A 649-nucleotide genomic window follows, 5' to 3' on the forward strand; every position below is an offset into this window, starting at 1 on the left:
TTACTGACTTCGGCTCGTCAGGGTGAGGTTGGATTGTCGAGGGTGAGGCCGGTGCCGGCTATGAAGCCGTCGAGGGTTTCGGGCCGGTACTGGAGTCGTTTGAGCCGGTTGCGGACGAGGACCTCCAAGCGGTCCAGGGCGACGACGGCGAGGTTTGCCAGGCTGCGCTTGACGTGGGCCCACACGCCCTCGACCGGGTTCAGGTCGGGCGAGCAGGCGGGCAGCAGGAACACCGTCAGCCATTCCCGTGCGTCGATCAACTCTCGCATCGTGCGGGAGACATGGGTGTTGAGCCGGTCCCAGACCAACACGATCGGTGCCTTGATGAGCTGGTGGGTACCGTCGAGCAGAGCGATGAAGTCGCGCTCGCTCATGCTGCGGCGCTTGCCCTTGCCCGCCGGGTGGGCGATCAGCCGATGGCACAGCCGGGTCCGTGAGCCGGGCCGCATCGCCATCAGCCCGGCCACCGACAGCCGTCCCGAGCGGCGCCCACTCACCGTCACGAGCGGGGTGTGTCCGCGTCGTCCCCAGGTCCGGCCTCGGGGCGGTCGGCGGGTGAAGCCTGCCTCGTCCTCGAAGCAGATGTAGCCCCCGCAGGCCGCCCGGGTCCTTTTACCTCCGCCCAGGTCGCCTCCTTCCACACCTTCAC

At 68.3% G+C, this 649-nt stretch carries 1 protein-coding gene; it reads right to left on the bottom strand.

Annotated elements, in window-relative coordinates; all coding sequences use genetic code 11:
* Positions 1–17: 17 nt before the first annotated feature.
* Positions 18–641, bottom strand: coding sequence for a transposase (locus tag EAO76_RS43955; protein ID WP_262376288.1), 624 nt, complete (start codon positions 639–641; stop codon positions 18–20).
* Positions 642–649 lie beyond the last annotated feature (8 nt).

Source organism: Streptomyces sp. sk2.1 (assembly GCF_008120935.1).
In the GTDB taxonomy this organism is placed as follows: Bacteria; Actinomycetota; Actinomycetes; order Streptomycetales; family Streptomycetaceae; genus Streptomyces.